The organism is Sphingobium rhizovicinum (assembly GCF_042647625.1).
Taxonomy (GTDB): Bacteria; Pseudomonadota; Alphaproteobacteria; order Sphingomonadales; family Sphingomonadaceae; genus Sphingobium; species Sphingobium rhizovicinum.
Genome location: NZ_JBHRVU010000004.1, coordinates 1198787 through 1218877 on the forward strand (window position 1 = coordinate 1198787; position 20091 = coordinate 1218877).

Genomic DNA, 20091 nt, shown 5'->3' on the forward strand with positions numbered 1-20091 from the left:
CTTCAGAAGTTTTTTGGTTAATGATTTGGAGCAGAAGCCGTTCTGGTGGGTGAACGGGACTGCGACACACCGAAAGGTGTCACACAAGGGGCTTCACATGCGCGTGCTGCTGATCGAGGACGAACCGACCACTGCCAAGGCGATCGAGCTTATGCTCACGACCGAGGGGTTCAATGTCTACACGACCGACCTGGGCGAGGAGGGCCTCGACCTGGGAAAGCTGTATGATTATGACATCATCTGCCTGGACCTGAACCTGCCGGACATGCACGGCTATGACGTGCTCAAGAAGCTGCGTGCCGCCAAGGTGCAGACGCCGGTGCTGATCCTGTCGGGCATCAGCGAGATGGACAGCAAGGTCCGCTCCTTCGGCTTTGGCGCCGATGATTATGTGACCAAGCCCTTCCATCGCGAAGAGTTGATCGCCCGCATCCACGCCGTGGTGCGCCGGTCCAAGGGTCATAGCCAGTCGGTCATCCGCACCGGCAAGCTGTGCGTCAATCTGGACGCGAAGACGGTGGAAGTGGACAGCAACCGCGTCCATCTGACCGGCAAGGAATATGCGATGCTGGAGCTGCTGTCGCTCCGCAAGGGCACGACCCTGACCAAGGAGATGTTCCTCAATCATCTCTATGGCGGCATGGACGAACCCGAACTCAAGATCATCGACGTCTTCATCTGCAAGCTGCGCAAGAAGCTGGCGCTGGCGTGTGGCGGCGACAATTATATCGAAACCGTCTGGGGCCGCGGCTATGTGCTGCGCGATCCCGACGAATTGCTGGAGGAACAGGCCAAGGTCGCCTGATCCACGCCATCCTATCGGGGGGTGAATAAGGCCGGCGTCCGCAGGGATGCCGGCCTTTCCCATTTTTGTTATGCGCAAAATACGCAACGTCCTTAAAGCCTCATTTACCTTTAATCCCTAATGCTGGATCAAAGGAGCCGGTTTTTCATGGGCCAAGCCATTCATCACAGCATCGATGCAGCATGGGACGCGATCTGTCGGTCCCAGGCGGTGATCGAATTCGATCCCAGGGGCATCATATTGTGGGCCAACCCGTTGTTTCTCGACACGATGGGCTATGCTCTGGATGATGTGGTCGGCCGGCATCATCGCATCTTTTGCGACGAAGCCTATGCCGCCAGCGCCGTCTATGCCGAATTCTGGCGCAAGCTGGGCGCAGGCGATTTCGACGCGGGCGAATATAAGAGGCTGGGCCGCGATGGCCGGGAAGTCTGGTTGCAGGCAACCTATAATCCGGTGTTCGACGCCGATGGACGGGTGCAGCGCATCCTTAAGATCGCGACCGACACCACCCCGTCCAAGACGCTGCGGGCCGAACTCAAGACGATGGTCGATGGACTGGTCGAGATTGTCGACGGCATCGGCGTGATCGCCAACCAGACCAATTTGCTGGCGCTCAACGCCACGATCGAGGCGGCGCGCGCCGGAGAGGCGGGGCGCGGTTTTGCCGTGGTTGCGGCCGAAGTGAAGAAACTGGCCGGCGATACGCGATCGGCGACCGATCGCGCCCGGGCCATGGTGAAGACGGCCATCTGAACCGGAACAGGAATAAGGCCGGCGATCCGGGGCGGATCGCCGGCCTTTTCAGGCGGCGGAGCGAAGGGGTGCGGGGTCTTGCGTCCTTCCGCTCCTTACGGGGTCAATTGCCCGCCTGATCGCTGCCGGGCGACGGATCGCTCTGATCCCCACCCGAAATCTGGCCATCCCCCGATATGGCGCCGCTGGCGTTGACCGAAGCGGCGTTGTTCAGTGCGCCGGTTGCGGTTCCGGCCGCATTGCCGGCGGCATTGCCTGCGCGCCCTGCAACAGCCGAAGCGCGATCCCGTGCAGCGCCCGCCGTTGCGCCGGCCCGGTCGCGGGCGCTGGCGACGGTTGCGCCGGCCCGATCCCGCGCTGCGCCTGCAGTGTCGACCGCGCGGTCACGGACATTGCCGGCCGTGTCCCGGGCGCTGCTGGCGGCGTTGCGGGCGTCATTCACGCCCAGCGTGTCGACCGCCAGCCCGGCATTGCCGGCGCCGCTGGCCGATCCTGATGCGCTGCGGGTCTTCCCATTGCGGGTGACGCTGCCGTCGGCTGCACTGTTGCCCCGCCCATGGGCGCGGGTGCTGACGCTGCCATTGTCGAGATCCACGTTGCGGTCGAGGCCGCCGCGCCCGCCGAACGTGCCGCCCAGCGATCCGCCAAGGCCGCCGGCCGATCCACCCAGCGCGCCGCCGAGCGATCCACCCAGGCCGCCGCCACCGCCGCCCAGCAACTGGGCTGACGCGGGAGCAATTGACAGGGCGGTGAGGCAGGCTGCGGCAATCAGAAACTTGGCTTTCATCGCGCTTCTCCTTGATGCGTGTCGATGGGATGCAAGGAGAACGGGAGGCGATGCCGCTTTCATCCCGGCGGCATAAAATATTTAGTAACATACTGAAAATAATCAGTTATTTCTGCATGATCCGCAAATGACGGGCGGTTTACCCTTTGCGCCCTCTGCACGCAGCCGCTCTATCGATCCCTGTTCGACCAGTCGGCCCGCGACCAGCGGCGCGGCAAAGCTGGTGCCGCGCACCGCGCCCTTGCCGCCGTCCATCGTCGCGGCCTGCATATCGGCGCCGGGTGCGGCGAAATCGACATGGAGTGCGCGGCCGGCCTCGGGCAGGGGGCGGCCGCGTCCGTCGATGCCGGTGACGGCGACGACGCCGGGATAGGAAGCGGGATAGGCGGGCGGGGCGGCCGGGCCGTCATTGCCGACCGCCGCCACGACCGTCACGCCCTTGTCACGGGCAAGGCGGATTGCCCCTTCCAGCAACGGATTGGCGGGGCCGACCAGGCTGATGGTGACGACGCGCACGCCGCGCGCCGCCATCCAGCCCAGCGCCCGTACGATGGCGAAGGCGCCGCCGCCCGCCGGATCATCGCCATAGACATCGGCGGCCAGCAGTGGCGTGCCGGGGGCCGCGCCCTTGACCAGTCCATCGCCGCTGATCAGCGATGCGACGGCGGTGCCATGCGCGCTGGCGCGCGGCGCGCCCGTCGCAAAGCCGCGTTGCTCCACCGCGCCTGTCAGGGATGGATGCCGGGCGACCCCGCCGTCGATCAGGCCGACGGCGCGGCCTTCGACCCGGCCGGACGCCAGGGGGTGGGCGGCGCTCGCCAATGCCAATGTCGGCCCGCTCGGGGCATAGAGATTGTCGGCGCTCGCCTGCGCCTGGGGTGCAACTTTGCGCACCTCCCGCAGGGCCTTGGCCAGAGTTCGGCCTTTGGGCACGGTCAGGCGGGTGACGGACAGGTCCAGTCCCTCCACGCTGTCGCTTTCCACATCATAGCCAGCGGCGCGCAGCGCCGAAAGGGCGGCCATGTCCGCACCCGTCAGCAATATGACCCCGCGCCGCGCCGGTTCGCGCCGGTCGTCCAGTTCGATGCTGTCGCCATGCGCGCGCAGCAGTCGATCGATCCGCGCCGCGCGCGCCGCCGCCAGCCGGTCGGCCAGTTGGGCGGGGGACAGGCGATCGAGGCCGGCCTGATCCAGCGCGCCTTCGGCCCGGTCGATCAGGCCGGGCACGACCTGTCTCACCGCGCCCAGTCCGGCACCGGGAGAGGGCAATAGCTGTGCGCCCGATGCGGTCGGTGCGATCAGCATCAGTCCCGCAATTATCCAGGGGCGGGGCATCCGCATGTCGCTTTCACCGATCCTTTCGCCAGCAAAATCATCCATTGCGAAAAAATGTCCATTTGTCTTCTGCTCTGCGGGATTAAACGGGCGGATCGGGACGTTTCATCCGTGAAGCCCGATAAGATGGAGTTGCAATGTCCTTCGAGCGCGATTTGCTGGCGATCCTGCCCCGGCTGCGGCGCTTTGCCGTCAGCCTGTCGCGTGACCGCGCCGATGGCGACGATCTGTGCCAGGCAGCGCTGGAGCGTGGGCTCAAGGCGCGCGACCAGTGGCAACCGGGCACGCGGCTCGACAGTTGGATGTATCGGATCATGCGCAATCTCTGGATCGACGAAGCCCGCAGCCGGCAGCGCGCAGCACAGACCTTCGCCCAGGAAGAGGCCGGTCTGGCGGTGGGCCATGCCGGCGACCGGGACATAGAGGCGCATATGGAACTATCCGACGTCGACCGCGCGATGCAGGCGCTGCCCGATGAACAGCGCGAGGCGATCGCGCTCGTGCTGGTGGAGGGCCTGTCCTACAAGGAGGCGGCGCAAACGCTGGGCATACCGATGGGCACGCTGACGTCGCGACTGGTGCGCGGACGCGGGGCATTGCTGGAACTGATGGGAGAAGCGGCATGAGCCAGATTGACGAAGCCATGCTGATCGCGCTGGTCGACGGCGAACTGGATGAGGTGAACCGGCGGCGGGTGGAGCGCGCCGTGGCGGACGATCCTGCGCTGGCGGAGCGGCTGGCCATGCATCGGCGGCTGCGCGATCGGCTGAGCGGTCATTATGCCCCGGTGGCGCAGGAGCCGGTGCCGCAGCGGCTGCGCGCCTTGCTGGAGCAGAGCGAGGCGGTGGCGCCGCTGGCGCGGCCGGCGGCGCGCTGGCGCGGCTGGGCCATGGGCGGCGCGATCGCCGCCAGTCTGGTGCTGGGCCTTGGCGTCGGGCGCATGTCCGGCGGTGAAGCGGGGCCGATCGGGATGCAGGATGGCGTCATGGTGGCGCAGGGCGCGCTGGGGCGGGCGCTCGATACGCAACTGGCGTCGGCGCAGGATGGGCAGGCCATCCGTATCGGCCTCAGCTTCCGGCGCAAGGGCGGCGGCTGGTGCCGCAGCTTCGACGGCGCGGTGGCCGGCGTGGCCTGCCGCGAAGGGGATGGCTGGCAGGTGCAGCAGGCCTTGCCCGGCGTCGGGGCGACCACCGGCTATCGGCAGGCGTCTTCGGCCGATGCGCGCGTCATGGCGACGGTCGACGCCCTGATGGACGGCGCGCCGATGGACGCCGCCGGCGAACAGGCAGCGCAGGCCGCTGGATGGAAATAAGGCCGGTCAGAAATCCAGATTGAACCGGCCATAATAAAATCCGCCGCTGATGCCATAGGGCGCATAGCTGTTGTAAAGATTGCCGACCGTGCGGTTCACCGGCTTCAGCTTGTTGGGGTATGTGTTGAGCAGATTATTGGCCCCGACCGACAGCTTGACCCCCTTGGCCAGTCGGTAGCCCAGTTCCAGATCGATGATGGTTTTTGGGGCCAGTGTCTCATCGACATAGTCGCGGAAACAGGTCGCGCTGACCGCCTGAACCGGGCAGGCGGTGAAATCGGCCTGATGATAGACGGTGGCTGACGCCCGCTGGACGATCTTGCCATAGCGGGTGGCGCGCAGGTTCATGACAAGCCTGCTTCCTTCCCAGAGGATATTGGCGATCAGCTTGTTGCGCGGCGTGCCTTCGGACAGGTCGCCGATCTTGGCCCGGCCGATCAGCGGCAGGCCCGATGCGGCGATGGGGGCCGGCACCGGATCGATATGGGTGAAGATGGTCTTGTTGATATTGGCCGACAGGCTGATGGTCGCCGTGCCCAGATCGCCCAGCCCGGCGCGATAGGTGCTGACGATGTCCAGGCCGCGCGTGCGCGTGTCGGCGGCGTTGGAGAAGAGAAGGCCGCCGGCAATGCCCTGGATGCCGGCCGCCGCCAGCGCATCCATGACCACCGCGCCGCTCAGCGTCTCGCTCAGCAGGATGCGGTCCCTGATCCGGATCTGATAGGCGTCGACCGTGAAGTTGAGGTTGGGCGCGGGCGTCAGGACAATCCCGGCCGACAGGTTGCGCGATTTTTCCGGCCTCAGCGGCGCCGCGCCCAGCGCCCGGGCGGCGGCGCTGTCCACGGGCAGGGCCTGCACAGGCAACAACTGGTTCACGCCGTTGACGGGCACATTGATGGTCGAGGAGGATGCGTAATGCTGTTGTTGCAGCGTCGGCGCGCGAAAGCCGGTGCTGGCCGTGCCGCGCAGGGCAAGGCCGCGGGCCATCTCTATGCGCAGCGACGCCTTGCCCGTGTTCGTGGTGCCAAAGTCGGAATAATCTTCATGCCGCCCGGCCAGGCCAAATTCCACGCCATCGACAATCCTGCCTTCCAGATTGACATAGGCGCTCCAGTTGTCGCGGCTCCAGGCGCCTGAGCCTTCAGGCAGGAAACCGGTGACACCCTGCGACCCTACGCCCGTGCGCACCTCTCCGGCCCGCCAGTCGCCGGCCGGGGAGACATAGCCGCCATCAATGTAGGAAACCGGATCGCCCGGCCCGATCAGGAATCGGTTCTTCTTATATTCGGCGCCGACCGCCAGCGACACCGGAGCGGCCAGTCCCAGTTCCAGCTCCTTCGTCAGGTCCAGATTGCTGGTCCATTCGTCGAACCGCAGTCGTCCCAGATAGAAATGGGTCGGGCTGGCCGTGCCGAGCGACGGGTTCAGGGATGTCGTCTGCGCAAATTTCACGGCATCCTGTGCATAAGTTGTGGATAAGTCCAGATGGACCCCGCCGCCGGCATCGCCGCGCAGCCCGGCCGCGACCTGAAAATCCTCGTCATAGACATGGATTCGGGGGGTATAGCCTTCGGGATAGATGCCGATGATGTTGTTGAGCGCGGCCGGCGTGCGATAGGTCAGCCAGCCGGCGGCATGACGTTTGGAATAGGTGCCGAAGCTGTAAAGCTCCAGACTATTGCCCACCGGCAACATCGCATCATAGCTGATATTGCCGCCAATCACCTGCGGCTGGCCATATCTGGCCTGGATGCGGTTCGGATTGGCGTTGCGCGGATCGCCGGTGGGATAAAATTGACCGACGATGGGGCTGCTTTTGACGATGGTGTTTTCCTGCAAGACGCCATCAGCCGCCAGATGGACATAGCCGCCGTCCAGCCCGATCGCGAAACCCTTGTCCACCTGCCATCGGCCCTGCCAGCCGCCATTGTCCGCCGTGCTCCCCAGCGTCAGCGCTGCGCCGCCGGCGGTATCGTTCTTCAGGATGATGTTGACCACGCCGGCGATCGCATCCGACCCATATTGCGCCGATGCGCCGTCGCGCAGCACCTCGATCCGCTGGATGGCATTGCCGGGGATCAGGTCCAGATCGGGCGGGGACTGGCCGTTCTGGACCGATCCATTGATGAACAATGTCGCGGTATTGTGGCGGCGCTTGCCGTTGACCAGCACCAGCAGTTGATCGCCGCCCAGCCCCCGCAGGGAAAGAGTGCGCACCGCCCAGCTGGCGCCCGCGCCATTGTTGGACACGTTGATCGAGGGGACCAGCGTGCCCAGCAGGTCGCGCACCGATTGCTTGCCGCTATTTTCCAGATCCCGCGCGCCCAGCACGTCGATCGGGGCAAGGCTGTCGGCAACCGTGCGATTGGTCGTGCGGGTGCCCGTGACGATGATCGGCGTCAGATCCTCGATCGGGTCCGGGGCGGGGGCCAGAGTCAGGCTGTTATTGCTGACGCCGGGCATGCCGGCCTGCGCGAATTGCAACGCCAAAGGGCTGCGTCGGGCCGCGCTGCGGTTTTGCGGCACCGCCAGAGCAATCACACCGACCCCGGTTTCGGAGGATTTTAGGTTGGTGCCGGCTAGAAGGCGATCGAGCGCGGCCTTGGTCGACATCCATCCCTGGACGGTGCGGCTGCGGATCGAGGCGACTTCGTCATAGGGAAACAGGATGCGCACGCCCGACTGGGCGGAAAGCTGGCGCAATGCACTGCTGAGCGGCTGGACGCGAATGTCGAACTTGTGCCGCTGGGACAGCGATGTGCTGGCAGGTGTGTCGGAAGGGGGAACGGCAAGCGCCGGCAACGACGAGGCAAGGCATAGGGCGAGGGCTGCCCCCGCCATGATATGGCGCATATGCATCGTCCAATCCCCGAAGCGGTGGCCTTTCCGTCGCTCTGTTGCTTCGAACGAAGCAATTGCGACATTCCGCTACTCCATATGCCGGCTTCGCGACAGGAAATGATGCTGACCGCGTTATGAGAAACAGGCGGCGTCGCGGGTCAGCCGCCGGTTTGCAGGAACCAGCGGTCCGTCCCTTGCAGGCCGATGGCGGTCAGACGCCCGGAAAAATAGGCTCCGGTATCGATGCCCACCCGATTGTCGCGCTGGTCGGGGTCGGGCGAAATGCTGTGGCCATGCACGATCATGCGGGGATGGATGCCATCATGATCCAGAAAATCGCGCCGGATCCAGCGCAAATCGGCCGATTTCTGATCGGCGATCGGCACGCCGGGGCGGATGCCGGCATGGACGAACAGATAGTCGCCCATTTCGACGCTGTCGGGCAGGTCGTCGATGAAATCGACATGGTCGCGCGGCACATGGGCCAGCATCCATCGAGCGATCGCCGCATCGTCCATCGCGTCGCTGGTCGCAGCGGGCAGGCCATAGCTGGCCAGCGTCTGCGCGCCGCCCGCCCGGCGGAAAGTGGGAATGATCCGCGCATCCCCCCGCGCGGCCAGTACGAATAATTCCTCATGATTGCCTTTGACGCACTGCGTGCCGCCGCCGGCCATCAGACCCATCACCCGCTCCACCACGCCGCGCGATGCAGGGCCGCGATCGATCAGGTCGCCCAGCAGGATCAGGTGCGGCGGCATGGGGCCGCGCGCACGATCATCCTGCGCGATCAGGCGCAGCAATGCTTCCAGCAGGTCGAGCCGGCCGTGAATGTCGCCAATGGCATAGACCCGCCGGTCCGCGCCCACGCTGGGCGGCGGCCGGTCGATGGCGTCGTCACGCTTGCCGATGCGCCAGAAGCTCATGCGCACGATTGTCGCATCACAGGCGGGGCAAAGTCACCCCTTGCTGGCCCATATATTTGCCCGCCCGGTCGGCATAGCTGACCTCGCACGGTTCATTGCCCTGAAGGAACAGGAACTGGCAGGCGCCTTCATTGGCATAGATTTTGGCGGGCAGGGGCGTGGTGTTGGAAAATTCCAGCGTCACATGCCCTTCCCAGCCCGGCTCCAGCGGGGTGACGTTCACGATGATGCCGCAGCGCGCATAGGTGGATTTGCCAAGGCAGATCACCAGTACGTCGCGCGGCACGCGGAAATATTCGACCGTGCGGGCCAGCGCAAAGCTATTGGGGGGGATGATGCAGCAGTCGGTCTTGCGATCGACGAAATTCTTCGGATCGAAATCCTTGGGGTCGACGATGGTGCTGTCGACATTGGTGAAAATCTTGAATTCGTCCGCCACCCGCGCGTCATAGCCATAGGAGGACAGGCCGTAGCTGATGCAGCCTTCGCGCCGCTGGCTCTCCACGAACGGCTCGATCATGCCGTTGCTCAGCGCCTGCTCGCGAATCCACTTGTCGGAAAGAATGGCCATGTCGTTTCAGCTCTTTGTCATGGGGCCGATGCCCAGGTCCGCGGGACCAAAGGCATGGGGCAGGAGATCGGCGACGCGCAGGTCCAGCACCCGGTCGCCGCTGGGGGTGGCGCAATAGATGGCCAGCGTGCGGCCCGCCATCTGTTCGGCCTCGTTCATGATCTGGCGGCACCGCCCGCAAGGGGTGACGAGCGCTTCGCCATCCGCATCCATCGCGCCGCCGACCACGGCGATTTCCGCCACATCGGCAAAGCGGCCCTGCGCGTTGACGGTGGCCAGCGCCACGGTTTCGGCGCACAGCGACAGGCCATAGCTGGCATTTTCGAAATTGCAGCCGGTGATGACGCTGCCGTCGGTCAATCGCACCGCCGCGCCCACGGCAAAGCGGCTATAGGGCGCATGGGCGTTGGCCATCGCGTCGCGCGCGGCGGCGATCAGCGACTGGACTTCATTCTCTTCAGGCATCAGGGCGCCACCACATTCCATCGAACCGGACCATCGACGCCGTCGATATGCCGCATGTCGCTGGCTGTCCACATCACCCAGGGCTTTGTCGCATAGTCGGGCGGAAAGAAATTCCCGTCCATCCACAAGGTCCGGTTGATGCCGGACCCGATGTCATAGGCCTTGTCGAAATCCTCGGTGACGTTCAGCAGCGCGGGCTTTCCGGCCTGTCCTTCGACCAGATTGATCAGGGTGTTGAGGTCCGAGAGAAGCTGGTCGCGGCCCGGGCGCGCCTTGCAGCCGGGATCGAAGGCCAGCCGCACGACCGGGGGCAGGGCGGCATTGTCGCGCGGCACCGTGGTCATGAAGCTGGTCGCCTGATCGCTGGGCTGGCGGCACAGGCTGAAATCGATCATCGCGCCATAGCGCATGCCGGCGGCGCGCACGCCGCGCAGATTGGCGGCAAAGGCCGGGTCGCGCCGTCCGGCTGCGTCGGCGGCGCGGATATAGGCGAAATCGGTGCCTTGCGCCGCCAGCGTGCCCCAGTCGACCTGGCCATTGTCGGCGCTGATGGACACGCCCTGCACCGGATATTGATCGCGGGCGGGCGCCCAGCCGCGCGCATAGAGCCACAGCCCCAGCGTCAGCGCCGCGACCACCGCCAGTCCCGCCCCGATACGGAACAGCAGGCCCCCCAAAGTCACAACCCTGATTGTCTTACCCCTTGATATGCAACACGCAAATGAGCGTGAACAGCCGCCGCGCCGTGTCGAAATCGACGTCGATCTTGCCTTCCAGCCGCTCTTTCAGAACATCCGCCGCATCGTTGTGGATGGCGCGGCGGGCCATGTCGACCGTTTCGATCTGCTGGGGCGATGCATTGCTGATCGCCTGATAATAGCTGTCGCAGATCGCGAAATAATCGCGGATCGGACGGCGGAACCGGCCCAGGCCCAGGATGATCGCCTCCAGCGGGCTGTCATCCTGGCGGTTGATTTCGATCACCAGCCGACCTTCTTCAACCCGCAACAGCACCTTATAGGGACCGGCATAGCCATCGGCATGCTCGCGCTGCGGGGCGAAGTGATTATCCTCCAGCAGGTCGAAGATCGCGATGCGCCGTTCCTGCTCCACGTCGGCATTGCGCCACAGGATGGTGCGCTGGTCCAGCTGGATGTCTATGATGCGCGGATCGGCCATAATGCAAGCGAACAGTCAGTGCGGCGGCGCGCGCCGAAATGCAAGCAGGACTTATCCACAGATGCGTGGTTGTGGCCCCTTGCGCACATCGGGTCGGGAGAGGAAAGAGGGCAGATGGTCGAACTGCTGAAAATCAACCCCGCCGAAACGGGCGGAACCGAACTGCCGCGCAATGTCGAGGCGGAGGCCGCGCTGCTGGGCGCGATCATGATCGACAATCGCATTGCCGAGGATGTGCAGCTCAAGCTGAAGGCCGAACATTATTTCGAGCCGCTGCATGGCCGCATCTATGATGCGATCATGCGCCTGCTGGACAAGGATATGGTCGCCAATCCGGTGACGCTCAAACCCATGCTGGAACAGGACCCGGCATTGAAGGAACTGGGTGGCGCGGCCTATCTGGCGCAACTGACCGGCAATGGCGCGGCGCTGATCGGCGCGCGTGACTTCGCCAGCCAGATTTACGACCTTGCCCTGCTGCGCCAACTGGTCAGCGTCGGCCGCGAACTGGTCGAAAACGCGATGGACACCAGCGAGGATGTCAATCCGCGCGAACAGATCGAAGCCGCCGAAGTCGCCCTGTACAAGGTGTCGGAAGGCGAGGGGGAAACAGGTTCGGTCAAGAGCTTCCTGTCCGCCTCCACCATGGCGGTGCAGGTGGCCGAACGCGCGCTCAACAGCGGCGGCCATGTGTCGGGGATCACCACCGGCATCAACAGCCTCAACGCCAAGATCGGTGGTCTGCACAATTCCGACTTGATGATCCTTGCCGGCCGTCCCGGCATGGGCAAGACGTCGCTGGCGACCAACATCGCCTATAATGCCGCATCCCGCTGGCTGCGCGATCATGGCGACGGTATTCCGCTCGACAAGAATATGGGGGCCAAGACCGCCTTCTTCTCCCTCGAAATGTCGGCCGATCAGCTGGCGACCCGCGTGCTTGCCGAACAGTCGGGCATTTCGGGCGAAGCGCTGCGCATGGGCAAGATCAGCCGGGCGGACTTCCAGAACCTGTCCCGCGCCGCGCGCGACCTTCAGGAACTGCCCTTGTTCATCGATGACACGCCGGGCCTGACGATCGCGGCGCTGCGCACCCGTGCGCGCCGGTTGAAGCGCCGCCATGACATTGGCTTCATCGTGGTCGACTATCTTCAGCTGCTCCAGGGCACCGGGCGCGGCAATGAGAATCGCGTGAACGAAATTTCCGAAATTTCCCGTGGTTTGAAGACGCTGGCGAAGGAATTGCACGTGCCGGTGCTGGCCCTGTCGCAGCTCAGCCGTGCGGTCGAACAGCGCGAGGACAAGCGTCCCCAGCTGTCCGACCTTCGCGAATCCGGCTCGATCGAGCAGGACGCGGACATGGTCTGGTTCGTGTTTCGCGAGGATTATTACGAAGCCGCCAAGGAGCCAAAGCCCGACGACGAGGCCGCCTATGCCGCGTGGAAGGAGAATATGGAGCGCATCTATGGCCTCGCTGAAGTGATCGTCGCCAAACAGCGTCACGGCTCCACCGGCCGCATCCGCATGAAGTTCGATGCCAAGATCACCCGCTTCTCCGACATTGCCGACGACAGCTATCAGGATCTGGATTACGAATGATCCACGCGGCGAAGGGGTCGAATCGCATTGCCCCTTCGCGCCCCGGCCGCTAAGGGGCTGTGCTTTCCGGGCGGCCCGATGGTCCGCTCTGTCAGGGGAAGCGAAATATGAGCGGGGCAGTAGAGGTCGGCATCATCATGGGGTCGCGGTCCGATTGGGACACGATGCGCCATGCCGCCGAAACGCTCGAAGCGCTGGGCGTCGCCCATGAATGCAAGGTCGTGTCCGCTCACCGCACCCCGCAGCGCCTCTATGATTATGCCACCGGCGCTGTCGGACGCGGCCTGAAGGTCATCATCGCGGGCGCTGGCGGGGCGGCGCATCTGCCCGGCATGACCGCATCGATGACGCGCCTGCCGGTGCTGGGCGTGCCGGTCGAATCCAAGGCATTGAAGGGCATGGATTCGCTGCTCTCCATCGTCCAGATGCCCGGCGGCATACCCGTCGCTACGCTGGCCATCGGCAAGCCCGGCGCGATCAACGCCGGCCTGCTGGCGGCATCGATCCTGGCCACCAACGATCCGGCGCTGGCCGACCGGCTGGACGCCTGGCGCACGCGCCAGACCGACGCCGTCGCCGAAACCGTCGAAGACTGAAACGAAAGACGCATGACGACCATCGCGCCCGGCTCCACCATCGGCATCCTTGGCGGCGGCCAGCTTGGCCGGATGATCGCCATGGCGGCGGCCCAGCTGGGCTATCGCACCAGCATTTTCGCGCCCGAGGAAAGCGGCCCCGCCGCCGATGTCTCGCCGCTCTGGACGCGCGGCGCTTATGAAGACGCAGCGGCGCTTGCCGCCTTTGCCGATGGCGTCGATGTCGTCACCTATGAGTTCGAGAATATCGATCCCTCTGCGGTCGAAGTGCTGGCCACCCACGGCCTCGTCCGTCCCGGCGCGCAGGCATTGCGCGTGGCGCAGGACCGGCTGGCCGAAAAGCGCTTCGTCTGCGATCTGGGCGGCCTGACCGCGCCCTTCGCCCCGGTCGAAAGTCTGGACGATCTGGAGGCGGCGATCGAGCAGGTCGGCAGCCGCGCCATCCTGAAGACCAACCGCATGGGCTATGACGGCAAGGGGCAGGCGCGCCTGTCGGAGCCGGGCGACGCCGTGGGCGCATGGAGCGCCATCGGCCGCCAGAGCGCCATATTAGAAGGCTTCGTTACCTTCGCCGAGGAATTTTCAGTCATCCTGGTGCGCGGCGCGGACGGCGAAGTGCGCTTCTGGGATTCGGCGGCCAATGTGCATGTCGACGGCATCCTCGCCACATCGACCGTGCCGGCCGGGCCGCTGATCGAGGGGCAGGTGCCCCAGGCCCGCGCCATGGCGAAGAAGATTGCCGACGCGCTCGACTATGTCGGCGTCCTCACCTGCGAATTTTTCGCCAGCGCCGACGGCCCGGTGTTCAACGAAATGGCGCCCCGCGTCCATAATAGCGGCCACTGGACCACCGAAGGCGCGGTGACGAGCCAGTTCGAAAATCATGTCCGCGCCATTTGCGGTCTGCCGCTGGGAGACACCGGCCTTGCCGCGTCGCGCGTGGAGATGCGCAACCTGATCGGCGATGACGTGCTTGAATGGCCGGCGATCCTGTCCGATCCGGCCAATCATTTGCACCTTTATGGCAAGCATGAAGCGCGTCCCGGCCGCAAGATGGGACATGTGACGCGGCTGGTGTTGTAAAGGTTCGTGCTCCTGCGAAAGCAGGGGCCCAGTTCCGACGTCTCAAATGGGCTCCTGCTTTCGCAGGAGCACGCTGCGCTTTAAAGGCGAGATATGAATCGTCCCCAAATCACCCTCGTCCTGGCCCGCGCCGACAATGGCGTGATCGGCAAGGATGGCGATTTGCCCTGGCGGCTGCCGGCGGACCTCAAGCATTTCAAGGCGATTACCGCCGGCCACCCGATGATCATGGGGCGCAAGACGTTTGACAGCCTGCCCGGCCTGTTGCCCGGCCGTCGTCATATCGTGCTGACCCGCGATGTGGGCTGGACGAGCGAAGGGGCGGAGGTGGCGCATGATGTGGATGGCGCCATCGCGCTAGCCGGCGCGCCGAGCGTCATGGTGATCGGCGGCGCGGAAATCTACCGCCTGTTCCTGCCACGCGCCGACCGGATCGAACTGACCGAAGTGCATGTCGATGCGGAGGGGGATGCGGCGATCGCCTATCCCGACCCGGCGGACTGGCGGGAAAGCGCGCGGGACGATCATCCGACGGTGGATGGGCGACCCGCCTACAGCTTCGTGACGTTCGAGCGGCGGTAGCAACACCGTGCTCCTGCGAAAGCAGGAGTCCAGAGCGACAAGCGCTGCATCCGGAAGAGCACGCTGGTCCATTGCCACGCCCGGCCCACCTCCCTATAGCGCGCGCCATGGAGCGGCTTTCTAGCGGCGCCCCGATCCCCGCTCCTCTGCGCGGGAGCGTCATGGCGCTGGGCAATTTCGATGGGTTTCATGCGGGCCATCAGGCGGTGGTCGGTCGTGCGATCGATCGCGCGCGGGCCGAAGGCCGTCCGGCGATTGTCGCGACCTTCGATCCACATCCGATGCGGCTGTTCCGGCCCGATACGCCCAGCTTCCGCCTGACCACGCTGGACCAGCGCGCCGCGCTGTTCGCCCGCGCGGGCGCTGACGCGATGCTGGTGTTCGACTTCACGCCCGAACTCGCCGCGCTGGATGCCGCCGCCTATGTCCGCCTGCTCACCGACCAGATGGGCGTCGCCGCCGTGGTCACGGGGCAGGACTTCACCTTTGGCAAGGGGCGCTCCGGCACGATCGACAGTTTCGCGCAGTTTGGCCTGTCCGCTGAAGCGATCGCCCCGGTCACGGACGGGGAGGGGGTCATTTCCTCCAGCCGCATCCGCGCCGCGTTGCAGGCGGGCGATTGCGACACAGCCACCCGCCTGCTGACACGCCCCTTCGCGATCGAAGGGATCGTTCAGCATGGCGACAAGCTGGGCCGCACCATCGGCTTCCCCACCGCCAATATCGACATGGGGTCTTATCTTCGCCCGGCCTATGGCATTTATGCGGTGCGCGGGTTGCTGCCCGATGGGCGGGTGCTGGACGGGGCCGCCAATCTGGGCATCCGGCCCAGCTTCGATCCGCCCAAGGAATTGCTGGAGCCGCATTTCTTCGATTTCACCGAAAACCTCTATGATCAGCGGATCGCGGTGCAACTGATCCGCTACCTCCATGGCGAGGTGAAATATGACGGGCTCGATGCGCTGATGGCCGGCATTGCCCGCGATTGCGACGATGCGCGGCAAATCCTTGCGGGAACGCCTTACCTCGCTTAAGGCACGGCGCTAATCTGCCCAACCTCCGTTCGGTTCGAGCAGCTTCGAGCTTGTCGAGAAGCGTCCGTCGAGAACTGTTCTCGACAAGCTCGAACCGAACGGATCTAGCATAAGTGCACCCATGACCGACGCACCTGACTATAAGAGCACCGTCTTCCTGCCCGTCACCGACTTCCCGATGAAGGCCGGCCTTGCGCAGAAGGAACCGGCCATCGCGGCGAAGTGGGAGGCGATGGATCTCTATGGCAAGCTGCGCGAGAAGCGCGCCGGCCGCGAACGCTTCATCCTGCATGATGGCCCGCCCTACGCCAATGGCGACATCCATATGGGCCATGCGATGAACAAGGTGCTCAAGGACATCATCGTCCGCAGCCAGTCGCTGCTGGGCAAGGATGCGCCCTATGTGCCCGGCTGGGATTGCCATGGCCTGCCGATCGAATGGAAGATCGAGGAGGAATATCGCAAGAAGAAGCTGAACAAGGATGAGGTGCCCGCCGCCGAATTCCGCGCCCAGTGCCGCGCCTATGCCGACAAATGGGTGGGCGTGCAGAAGGATCAGTTCAAGCGTCTGGGCGTGATGGGTGACTGGGCCGATCCGTATCTGACCATGAAGTTCGACGCCGAAGCGACGATCGTGGGCGAATTGCTGAAATTCGCGGAAAGCGGCCAGCTTTATCGCGGCGCCAAGCCCGTCATGTGGTCCCCGGTCGAAAAGACCGCGCTGGCCGAAGCGGAAGTGGAATATGAGGACGTCACCTCGACCCAGATCGACGTGGCGTTCGAGATCGTCGAAGCGCCGAATGCGCCGGAGCTGGTCGGCGCTTATGCGGTGATCTGGACGACCACGCCCTGGACGATCCCTGTCAATCAGGCGATCGCTTATGGGGAAGAGGTTGAATACGTATTGGTAGAGGCTGTCGCTGGAAATCCGGCCGGCGTTGATGCTGATGGGGCTTTAACTATGGCAGCAGAGCCGGGTGATTGGGGCAACCTGATCTTTGGCAAGAAGCTGCTAATCGCGCGCGAACTGCTTGATGCGGCGGCGTCGCGTTTTCGTGTCTCGCGTTGGGAAACACATTGGTCTGGGAAAGGCACCTACCTCGCCGGCGCTATCACCCGTCACCCGATGCACGCGCTGGGCGGCTTCTTCGCCAAGCCGCGTCCGCTGCTGCCGGCCGATCATGTCACGACCGACGCGGGCACCGGCCTCGTCCATATGGCGCCTGATCATGGTGAGGAGGATTTCCTCGCCTGCAAGAAGCTGGGCATCGATCCGGTCTTCGCGGTCAACGACGCCGGCTTCTATCGCGACGACTGGGATTGGCTGCCGGGGCAGGGCAGCGTCATCAACACCAAGTTCAACGGTCCCGAAGGCCCGATCTGCACCGATCTGCGCGCCGCTGGCGCGCTGCTGAGCGCCAGCGACTTCAAGCACAGCTATCCGCATAGCTGGCGGTCGAAGGCGCGCATCATCTATCGCTGCACCCCGCAATGGTTCATCCCCATGGATAAGCCGCAGGAAGGCGCAGTGGTCGATGTCGAGGGCGGCGTGATGCCGACCCCGATCGTTACCGGCAACGGCCCGACGCTGCGCGAAATCGCGCTCGACGCGATCGAGCAGACCCGCTGGGTGCCGGAGCGGTCGACCAACCGCATCCGCTCCATGGTGGAAGGGCGCCCCGACTGGGTGATCAGCCGCCAGCGCGCCTGGGGCGTGCCGATCGCTCTCTATGTTCATCGCAAGAGCGGCCAGTATCTGGTTGATCCGGCGGTCAATGCCCGCATCATCGAAGCGTTCAAGGGCGCGGGTGCGGATGCATGGTTCGGCGCGGATCATCAGGCGCTGCTCGGCCCGGACTATGACCTTAACGATTATGAGGTCGTGAACGACATTCTCGACGTCTGGTTCGACAGCGGTTCGACCCACAGCTTCGTGGTCGAGGGCCGCTATGGCGAAGGCGTGCGCGCCGACCTCTATATCGAAGGCTCCGACCAGCATCGCGGCTGGTTCCAGTCCTCGCTGCTCGAAAGCTGCGGCACGCGCGGCCGTGCGCCCTATGGCGCGGTGCTGACCCATGGCTTCGCGCTGGACGGCACGGGCAAGAAAATGTCCAAGTCGCTCGGCAATGTGGTCGATCCGCTCAAGATCATGAGCGAGAGCGGCGCGGACATCCTGCGCGTCTGGGTCGCCAGCACCGATTATTTCGATGACGTGCGCATCGGCAAGGAAGTGCTGGCCGGTTCGTCCGACGCCTATCGCAAATTGCGCAATACATTCCGCTACATGCTGGGCGCCCTTTCCGATTATGATGAAGAGACGGAAGCGGTGTCCTACGCCGAAATGCCGGAGCTGGAGCGCTATATGCTCCACCGTCTGGCCCAGCTCGACGCGGAACTGCGCGCCGTGGTGGACAAGGCGGCGAAGAGCGAGAACTGGCTGGAATTTTCCCGCTACACCCGGGCCATCTTCGATTTCGCGAACAGCGACCTGTCGGCCTTCTTCTTCGACATCCGCAAGGATTGCCTCTATTGCGATGCGAAGTCGGACCTCAAGCGCCGCGCCTATCGCACCCTGCTCGACACGCTGTTCCACGCATTGGTCCGCTATGTCGCGCCGATCATCCCCTTCACCGCTGAGGAAGTGTGGCAAAGCCGCTTCCCAAGTGACGAGGATAGCGTCCATTTCCTGGAATGGCCGGAGGTCGACCATCACTGGATCAACAGCCATTTGAACGACAAATGGGGCGAACTGCGTTACCAGCGCGAGCAGGTGAACGAGGCGATCGAACCATTCCGCCGCGAAAAGGTGATCCGCTCCAGTCTGGAGGCGGACGTCACCATGGGCGAAATGCTGCCCAGCGATGGTGTGAACTTCGCCGAAATCGCCATTGTCGCCCGGATCGAGATGGGCGTGGGCGACGGCATCATCGTCAAGCCCAGCGACTGGCACAAGTGCGGCCGCTGCTGGCGTCTGCTGCCGGAGGTCGAGGAAGACGGCACGCTTTGCCATCGCTGCGACGAAGTGTTGAAGGGGTAGCTGGATGGACTGTGCTCCTGCGAAAGCAGGAGCCCAGGATGCAGGGGATTTCGTTCGACCCTGGGCTCCTGCTTTCGCAGGAGCACGCAGTAGGCAAACTTCTCCCTGTCCTGCGCGCAGGGCCTTGGGTATAGCGCAGCAAAATAGTCGCACTTGAATGAACGGGATGACAATGACGGTTTCTGACGGGTTCTTTCTTTCCACGGCGTCATCCGCCCTTTCCCTGACTGCGGGCTGATTTTCCATGCCTACCAACCCGATCAATCACCGCCCGCTGGGCCTGACCGTCGCCATCGTGACGCTCGCGCTCGACCAGCTGGTCAAATATAGCGTCACCTTCCCCCTCGCGCTCAAGAGCCGGGCGGAGGAGGGGATTGAAATCCTGCCGATCTTCCGCCTGCGCTGGCTGGAAAATCGCGGCGTTTCCATGGGCTTCTTCCATGCCGACACCAACATGATGCGCTGGGCGCTGGTTGGCATGACCATGTTGATCGCCGCCTTCGTGGGCGTATGGATGTGGCGGGAACGCGCGCGGCAGGATGTCGCGGCGCTGGGCCTGGTTCTGGGCGGCGCGATCGGCAATATCGTGGATCGCGTGCGGCTGGGCTATGTCGTTGATTATGCGGACCTGCATTTCGGCGAATGGCGGCCTTTCCTGATTTTCAACTTGGCGGACGCCGCCATCACGTTCGGCGTGCTGATCCTGCTTGCGCGGGCGCTGCTGCTGCGCGACAAGGGCGCAAAGACGGAGACTTTGAAGTGAAGCGTAACCTGATCCTTGCCGCTGGCCTTGTTGCAACCCTGTCGGCTTGCGGTGGCGGCGGCAACAGCCTGCTCAATCGCGGCCGTCCCGACGAATTCGCCGTCTCGCGTCAGGCGCCGCTGGTGATCCCGCCCGACTTCGCGCTGGTTCCGCCCGCGCCGGGCACCCCGGCCGCTGCCGCCGTCGATTCGCGCAGCGAGGCGATGCAGGCGATGTTCGGCGGCCCGTCGGCGCGCAGCGCCAGCGAAACCGCGACCCTGAACGCCGCCGGCCGCGTGAACGCCGCCGCCGGGATCCGCTCCTCGGCAGGCGATCCGGCCACGGAAGTTGTCGACAAGGGCAGCACCACCCGCGACGTCATCGCAGCGCCCGAAGGTGACGGGCAGGAAGCCCGCGCCGCCGTACCGCAGCAATAAAGGGAGG

Annotated in this window: 20 protein-coding genes; 12 read left to right on the forward strand and 8 right to left on the reverse strand. The window is 64.6% G+C overall.

What is annotated here, in order from left to right:
• Positions 1 to 97 precede the first annotated feature (97 nt).
• Both ctrA and ACFOKF_RS07205 read left to right on the forward strand, forming a co-directional pair.
• Entirely contained in the window at positions 98 to 805 is a 708-nt protein-coding gene (gene ctrA / locus ACFOKF_RS07200; RefSeq protein ID WP_298401653.1) for a response regulator transcription factor CtrA, read from the forward strand.
• A gap of 147 nt (positions 806 to 952) precedes the next feature.
• Positions 953 to 1561, forward strand: coding sequence for a methyl-accepting chemotaxis protein (locus tag ACFOKF_RS07205; RefSeq protein ID WP_380794417.1), 609 nt, complete (start codon positions 953 to 955; stop codon positions 1559 to 1561).
• Between the two features lie 103 nt (positions 1562 to 1664).
• Here the strand turns inward: ACFOKF_RS07205 and ACFOKF_RS07210 are convergent, their stop codons facing one another.
• Together ACFOKF_RS07210 and ACFOKF_RS07215 are read right to left on the reverse strand one after the other, a co-directional pair.
• Positions 1665 to 2348, reverse strand: coding sequence for a hypothetical protein (locus tag ACFOKF_RS07210; RefSeq protein ID WP_380794420.1), 684 nt, complete (start codon positions 2346 to 2348; stop codon positions 1665 to 1667).
• A gap of 102 nt (positions 2349 to 2450) precedes the next feature.
• Positions 2451 to 3728, reverse strand: a complete 1278-nt coding sequence (locus ACFOKF_RS07215) for a S8 family serine peptidase (RefSeq protein ID WP_380794422.1) — start codon at positions 3726 to 3728, stop codon at positions 2451 to 2453.
• Positions 3729 to 3820: 92 nt separating this feature from the next.
• On the opposite strand from ACFOKF_RS07215, the gene ACFOKF_RS07220 reads away from it, so the two are divergent.
• Together ACFOKF_RS07220 and ACFOKF_RS07225 are read left to right on the forward strand one after the other, a co-directional pair.
• On the forward strand, positions 3821 to 4309 hold the full coding sequence (locus ACFOKF_RS07220) for an RNA polymerase sigma factor (protein ID WP_380794425.1): 489 nt from the start codon (positions 3821 to 3823) through the stop codon (positions 4307 to 4309).
• Positions 4306 to 4995: an anti-sigma factor family protein gene (locus ACFOKF_RS07225; protein WP_380794427.1), complete on the forward strand. Its 690-nt coding sequence runs from the start codon at positions 4306 to 4308 to the stop codon at positions 4993 to 4995. The genes ACFOKF_RS07220 and ACFOKF_RS07225 overlap by 4 nt, the downstream gene beginning before the upstream one ends.
• Positions 4996 to 5001: 6 nt before the next feature.
• Here ACFOKF_RS07225 and ACFOKF_RS07230 read toward each other — a convergent pair whose 3' ends face one another.
• The 6 genes from ACFOKF_RS07230 to ACFOKF_RS07255 form a co-directional block, all read right to left on the reverse strand.
• Positions 5002 to 7854: a TonB-dependent receptor plug domain-containing protein gene (locus ACFOKF_RS07230; RefSeq protein WP_380794430.1), complete on the reverse strand. Its 2853-nt coding sequence runs from the start codon at positions 7852 to 7854 to the stop codon at positions 5002 to 5004.
• 140 nt (positions 7855 to 7994) lie between these two features.
• On the reverse strand, positions 7995 to 8759 hold the full coding sequence (locus tag ACFOKF_RS07235; protein ID WP_380797701.1) for a metallophosphoesterase: 765 nt from the start codon (positions 8757 to 8759) through the stop codon (positions 7995 to 7997).
• Between the two features lie 16 nt (positions 8760 to 8775).
• The gene (gene dcd, locus ACFOKF_RS07240; RefSeq protein ID WP_298401667.1) at positions 8776 to 9330 is read right to left on the reverse strand and encodes a dCTP deaminase; all 555 of its coding nucleotides are present in this window, start codon (positions 9328 to 9330) and stop codon (positions 8776 to 8778) included.
• A gap of 6 nt (positions 9331 to 9336) precedes the next feature.
• A complete protein-coding gene (locus tag ACFOKF_RS07245; protein ID WP_380794433.1) occupies positions 9337 to 9795 on the reverse strand; it encodes a cytidine deaminase in 459 nt (152 codons plus the stop codon).
• Positions 9795 to 10478: a GH25 family lysozyme gene (locus tag ACFOKF_RS07250; RefSeq protein WP_380794436.1), complete on the reverse strand. Its 684-nt coding sequence runs from the start codon at positions 10476 to 10478 to the stop codon at positions 9795 to 9797. The genes ACFOKF_RS07245 and ACFOKF_RS07250 overlap by 1 nt, the downstream gene beginning before the upstream one ends.
• 13 nt (positions 10479 to 10491) lie before the next feature.
• Complete coding sequence (locus ACFOKF_RS07255; protein WP_380794439.1) at positions 10492 to 10974, reverse strand: UPF0262 family protein; 483 nt, start codon at positions 10972 to 10974, stop codon at positions 10492 to 10494.
• A gap of 114 nt (positions 10975 to 11088) precedes the next feature.
• Here ACFOKF_RS07255 and ACFOKF_RS07260 point away from each other — a divergent pair, with 114 nt between their 5' ends.
• The 8 genes from ACFOKF_RS07260 to ACFOKF_RS07295 all read left to right on the forward strand — a co-directional run bounded on the left by ACFOKF_RS07260 (position 11089) and on the right by ACFOKF_RS07295 (position 20084).
• Positions 11089 to 12573 (forward strand): replicative DNA helicase, encoded by a 1485-nt coding sequence (locus tag ACFOKF_RS07260; RefSeq protein ID WP_380794441.1) that lies wholly within the window; start codon positions 11089 to 11091, stop codon positions 12571 to 12573.
• Positions 12574 to 12680: 107 nt separating this feature from the next.
• Positions 12681 to 13169 (forward strand): 5-(carboxyamino)imidazole ribonucleotide mutase, encoded by a 489-nt coding sequence (gene purE, locus ACFOKF_RS07265; RefSeq protein ID WP_298401675.1) that lies wholly within the window; start codon positions 12681 to 12683, stop codon positions 13167 to 13169.
• Between the two features lie 12 nt (positions 13170 to 13181).
• The gene (locus tag ACFOKF_RS07270; RefSeq protein ID WP_380794444.1) at positions 13182 to 14252 is read left to right on the forward strand and encodes a 5-(carboxyamino)imidazole ribonucleotide synthase; all 1071 of its coding nucleotides are present in this window, start codon (positions 13182 to 13184) and stop codon (positions 14250 to 14252) included.
• Positions 14253 to 14345: 93 nt separating this feature from the next.
• The gene (locus tag ACFOKF_RS07275) at positions 14346 to 14834 is read left to right on the forward strand and encodes a dihydrofolate reductase (RefSeq protein ID WP_380794446.1); all 489 of its coding nucleotides are present in this window, start codon (positions 14346 to 14348) and stop codon (positions 14832 to 14834) included.
• A 107-nt stretch (positions 14835 to 14941) separates the two neighbouring features.
• Complete coding sequence (locus tag ACFOKF_RS07280; protein WP_380794448.1) at positions 14942 to 15868, forward strand: bifunctional riboflavin kinase/FAD synthetase; 927 nt, start codon at positions 14942 to 14944, stop codon at positions 15866 to 15868.
• 121 nt (positions 15869 to 15989) lie between these two features.
• The gene (ileS, locus tag ACFOKF_RS07285) at positions 15990 to 18905 is read left to right on the forward strand and encodes an isoleucine--tRNA ligase (RefSeq protein ID WP_380794451.1); all 2916 of its coding nucleotides are present in this window, start codon (positions 15990 to 15992) and stop codon (positions 18903 to 18905) included.
• 244 nt (positions 18906 to 19149) lie between these two features.
• Positions 19150 to 19668, forward strand: coding sequence for a signal peptidase II (gene lspA, locus ACFOKF_RS07290; RefSeq protein WP_380794454.1), 519 nt, complete (start codon positions 19150 to 19152; stop codon positions 19666 to 19668).
• Positions 19665 to 20084, forward strand: coding sequence for a DUF3035 domain-containing protein (locus ACFOKF_RS07295; protein ID WP_380794456.1), 420 nt, complete (start codon positions 19665 to 19667; stop codon positions 20082 to 20084). The genes lspA and ACFOKF_RS07295 overlap by 4 nt, the downstream gene beginning before the upstream one ends.
• The last annotated feature ends 7 nt before the right edge of the window (positions 20085 to 20091 follow it).